The organism is Paenibacillus sp. 01L418, assembly GCF_056400045.1.
In genome coordinates this window covers 1-4,304 of sequence record NZ_JBFTSN010000492.1, presented here as the reverse complement: position 1 = coordinate 4,304, position 4,304 = coordinate 1, and the positions used below count along the sequence as shown (strand labels likewise).

The window sequence follows — 4,304 nt, the reverse complement described above, 5'->3', positions numbered from 1 at the left end:
GGTTATACATTGCTCTTTTTGATTCACTTCGCTCTCTCGCGGCTCTTGATACGGATACATCTCTTTCAGCTTATTAGATCGAGAGACAACTTGTCTATACGTATGGATTAACTCGTTAAAGCTTTGTCCTCCCACGCCGGATAATTTTCCACTTAACTCCATTAGAAACAGCACGGCATGACTCCTAGCTTCGCACAAAATTTCGATAAATAAACTGAAATAATATTTATCCATCGTTTCCCTCTCGAGTGCGTCAAGCCACCGTTCGTAAGCTTTTGCACCAACGAGATACGTTTTATCCTGCCACCGATAATCGCCATCCTCATTTAAACGAATAACATAATCAAGCGCTTCTATAAAAGCGGTTCGTTCGTCTACTGCTTGAATAGGAACAACCGAATGCAAAGAAATGAGGCCGCATGCCTTGTTTTTTTGTTCGGATTTCTCTCCATTCTTTACACAGTTTATACAAGGACAGCGGCTTAGACCTAAGAAACTCCAAGGTATTGCATCTTCGCTGTGCTCATACCCTGTATGCCAATTATATGTATAATAACCGTGATCATCATGGGCGTACACGACAGATGTCTGGTTTTGAATATCAATATTTTTAGAAAAAACGGGATGATTGGCACGTAAGGCGCACTTTGCTTTCTCCCACGCTTCCGCTTGCAGACGTTTAAAGTCTTCTCCTTCCGCATAAGCATGCAACCCACTAACCTCTAATCCAATATTGCGAACAAGCCGAAAAACCTCCGGCTCAGGCGGTCCCCCGTTAGGTTCAACTAGTCTTTCATCAATAACATGTAAGAAAGCAAGCCCGGTCATGCCATAAATCCATGCTGCCGATAGAGGCATTTGATAAAAGTCAGCCGTAGATTTAATGGCACCGATTAAAGAATTGTCCAGTCCACTAAACTTGTAATGATCAATTTTCACCAGTGTGTTAGCACTCCATTGATTATTTTCATCCATAAGTCTACCTCCATCTCTTCATGGTCACACCTGCATAACCTCTACACTACAGTCGATCCCAATGTTTTTGCTATAGCTTCCTCTAAGGGTGTAGCCGTGAAGCCAAACCTCTCTGAAAATAGACTGCTATCAATAATAAAATCATTTTCGAACTGGTACAGCATTTCGATGCTTTCTCGAGCTGCCGGTATAAACAATCCCCCTATTCGAAGCATCGCTTTCCCCATGGTTTGAATGTTTGCAGGGAATCCAGCAAGTCGATAAGCTGTTTCAACAAATTCTCTTGTTGTAACCGTAGCATCGTTTGGAACATGCCACGCGCGGCCATATGCATCTTCATGTTGACTTAACACAACGAGCGCTTTACCAAAATCATCGATAAACGTATACGTATGCTTCTTATCCGGGTTTCCCATTACCGTGCAAGCTTTGCCTTTCACTATCGGCTTGAACAACCGTGAACCAACAGAAGAATGGTGAACATTCGGTCCAAAAAAATCCGCTCCCCGCCCCATCGTCACCTGCAGCATTCCCTCTTGATAGAGCTGCAGCAGTCGACTAGACATGTCTGCGCGTACTTTCCCCTTCTTAGTCACAGCTGTGTACGGTAATCCTTCATGCATGCTCCCATTAACCTGCCCATACATATATACATTTTCGGCAACGACCAGCTTCGCTCCTGCAGCTATAGCTCCCGAAATGATATGCTCCTGAAAAGGCAAAAACAACTCATGCCACTTCTGATATGGCGGCTGCGCACACTGAAAGACAACCTTTGCATGTTTCATTATGGCCTTTGTCTCATCCTCATTCATTACGTTCGCTTGCTTTACACTCACCCCTGAAGGCACAGTCGCTTTCCCGCTCAAACTAACCATTTTGACAGGTTCTCCAAGAGCAACAAGCTCCCTCATGACGGCCATACCCAGCGGACCCGTTCCGAAAATCACATTCATATTGTTTTTTCCTCCCCATTTGACGAATAAAAACAATATAAACCCTATAGTAACTATAGGGTCAACGCTTTTCGAACAGAAACTTGAAGCTCTACAATAAACTCCTCCGGCTTCATCATTTGAGCCATATCAACCAAATACAGCTCAATTGACGGACCCGCTTCGATGTAGTTATGCTTCTCCATCCACGACAGCAGCTTGCTGTAAATTCGTTTGCACGATTCGGCGTTCGGAATTCCGCAATAAAGAGCTGTAATATAATCGCCTTCAGGGATAATTCGGCTATATTCATTTGGAGCGTGAGCACCAGTAGAGTCGGTAGAAATGCAAAATTCCAAATCGGAATCCTCACGATCAAATGTCAAAATATTTTCATGGTAAATCGTCATCAATTGCTTCGGAATTAATCCGTTTGCTTCCGCCTGCTGGAATAATCGTGTAAACTTAACAACCGACGCTTCCATCCCACACGCTGATCTGCTGCGATCAGATAGGATAAGCCGCTCCGGCAAATGTTTTAATTCCACTAACACATCAAGGTTTTTAAGCTCATCGCCTAAATCCARCAAATAATTGATTTGTTCCGATCTCTTTCCTATTAATTGTACAAGCTGCTCTAATTGTTCTATTTCAGTAATCGTGTTCCTTCGTTTTAATTCAAGCTTCTCTACTAAACTGCTTAAGCTTCCCTCTTTTAAAGCTGCTTTTATTTCATCAAGCGAAAATTGCAATGTTTTCATGTCTTGGACGATTTTAATATAAAGAAGTTCATAATTGGAATAATACCGATAACCAGTGGATTTATCCGTATGGCTAGGTATGACCAAACCGATCTTGTCGTAAAAGCGCAGTGTTTGAACAGCGATATTACATATCTTTGCCGCTTGGCCTATAGAGTAAAATTGATCGTTGCTCATCGAAACTATTCCCCTTTGAGAGTCTCGCCTGTTAATAAATCTATCTGCTGCAAAATGGGTTCAGCTAATTCAAGTTGTTTCGTTGCAAACTCCAAATCACCATGCCCTGCGAGAGCAAAATCCAGATTGCCCAAGGTAGACATCAGTATGCGTGCAGAAACTGCAAAACCAAATGCCTTTTTGTCAGAAACAATATCAGAATGATTCAGCATACATGTGAAAGTTGGCTCTTGTGTTCCACCAAATAAAACAAGATTGCCAACATAGGAGGACAAATCCCAGTAGTGGGRCATTAATGATATGTCCTCAAAATCCATCCATAACCAACCCTCCGGGCTCGGTATCAGGTTACCTGCATGGGCATCTCCATGACTGGGTACTAACAAGTCTAGCTCCTCCCGCATCTTCTCGTCCCATTTATGAAATTTCTGCAATAAAGCTTGTATTCGTTCATCGGGGTTAAGTCTTAATCTTTGTGCTGATTGACAAGTGCGCTCCCAAACACCAAGCATAGGAACCTCACCTTCAAAGTCTTTTATTGCCTTAGAAAGTTTGTTAATAAGATCAACTGCTTCCTTCGGCGATGGAGGTTGCAAGGCTACAGGAGGGACATAAGCCCACAGCGTCAGCCATGTATCTGCCACGTTATGAGGACCCGCATCAACAAGGCTAGTTGGCAGCAGCACAGGGACATTCTTGGAATGAAGGTAACGCGCTACAAGCAGCTCTCGATCCTGTATCTTGTATGCATTCTCTCCATCTGCTTCAGAGAGGACAATTGCTATTCTTGCCACAATGGGATAAGGAGCTAGATGAATAATTAAATTCCCACCCTCACTAAGCACATGAGGCGTAATATCCGTTAACCCCCATTCATTGGCCAGTAATAATAATGATGAGATAAGCTCGTTTTTATTAGGCATTGCAGCAGCTCCTTAACAAGGTTATACATTTATTTTAGCTTCACTGCTGGATCGCTCAAAGGTAAAAAACGTTTCATAGTCAACTCTAGGCAAAAACTGTCCAAACTATTTCTCAACGCTTCAACTTTATCTCATACTTCGATTAATGACATGCTTTATGCCATTATTCAAATCAAGACTTTTAAGTTCGAGCACATCGACTTAAAAAATAATGCTTATCCGCCAAAAGCAATACGATAACCGTTATTGTCGACAATGGTAAGCTCACTCCATCCATCTGACCAATGCGGTCCTTGCACAATCTTCACTTCTTTTGAGATAAACAACTTATGTAATTGTCTTAGTCCCTCTGGATTCGTATAGCAGAAAGCATCAAAATAAAGTCCGCCTTCTACTGACGAATTGGGCCGAATATCACTTTTCAATTTAGCTTCGTGCAAAATAAAGGTCACATCGCCGTAGTTCATATGAATATGTCCGCCAATATTTTCTGAAGTAAATCCGATATTTTCATAAAAATGGATGGAATCGTG

The 4,304-nt window shown here is 42.2% G+C and carries 5 protein-coding genes; all 5 read right to left on the bottom strand.

Features of this window, described 5'->3' with window-relative positions; translation table 11 throughout:
- Positions 1 to 975, bottom strand: a 975-nt coding sequence (locus tag AC1DSE_RS31165) for a hypothetical protein (RefSeq protein ID WP_477528764.1), incomplete at its 3' end; no start/stop codon positions are given.
- A gap of 41 nt (positions 976 to 1,016) precedes the next feature.
- Positions 1,017 to 1,931, bottom strand: coding sequence for an NAD-dependent epimerase/dehydratase family protein (locus AC1DSE_RS31160; RefSeq protein WP_477511701.1), 915 nt, complete (start codon positions 1,929 to 1,931; stop codon positions 1,017 to 1,019).
- A 53-nt stretch (positions 1,932 to 1,984) separates the two neighbouring features.
- Entirely contained in the window at positions 1,985 to 2,848 is an 864-nt protein-coding gene (locus AC1DSE_RS31155; protein ID WP_477511700.1) for a MerR family transcriptional regulator, read from the bottom strand.
- 5 nt (positions 2,849 to 2,853) lie between these two features.
- Positions 2,854 to 3,771 carry a phosphotransferase family protein gene (locus AC1DSE_RS31150; protein ID WP_477528763.1) on the bottom strand — a complete coding sequence of 306 codons (918 nt, stop codon included), beginning with the start codon at positions 3,769 to 3,771 and terminating at the stop codon, positions 2,854 to 2,856.
- 215 nt (positions 3,772 to 3,986) lie between these two features.
- A partial coding sequence (locus AC1DSE_RS31145; protein ID WP_477528762.1) for a VOC family protein occupies positions 3,987 to 4,304 on the bottom strand: 318 nt, incomplete at its 5' end.

What these genes read in the sequence shown, in the direction of transcription:
- AC1DSE_RS31160 (WP_477511701.1), bottom strand. Translation starts at nt 1,931, where the DNA reads ATGAATGTGATTTTCGGAACGGGTCCGCTGGGTATGGCCGTCATGAGG.